This window comes from Arthrobacter sp. Y3223164 (assembly GCF_059091005.1).
The window spans coordinates 1-365 of record NZ_JBNHGF010000915.1; the positions used below are offsets into that span (position 1 = coordinate 1).

Annotated in this window: 1 protein-coding gene; it reads right to left on the minus strand. The window is 72.1% G+C overall.

From position 1 onward, the window contains the following. A partial coding sequence (locus AC5RUJ_RS18705) for a PucR family transcriptional regulator ligand-binding domain-containing protein (protein WP_494156567.1) occupies positions 1–243 on the minus strand: 243 nt, incomplete at its 3' end. Positions 244–365 lie beyond the last annotated feature (122 nt).

A 365-nucleotide genomic window follows, 5' to 3' on the forward strand; every position in this document is an offset into this window, starting at 1 on the left:
GAAGCCCATGCCGACCGCGCCGGCCTCGTGCACCCGCTCCACGAACCGGCGCTGCGCGGCCGCGGTCTTCTGCCGAAGGCCGGTGGTCAGCACCACTTCGCCGCCGGTCAGGAAGGGCAACGGGTCCTCGAGCTCGGTCGAAGCCACCCAGGTGATCGGCGCGTCCGGGTCGCCCTGCGCGGTACCGACCAGCTTCAGGTGCAGCGCGGGGGAGGCCAAGAGTTTGGCGAGAGTGACAGCCATGCCTTCACTATACGGGCCGCCGTTGTGCAGGTGCACTATTCCCCCAATTAGCTGGCGGGGAGCGCCCGGCGGGCGGCCGGGGCGGCATCGAGGCGTGCGTGCTCTCGCGTGGCGCCCGGGGC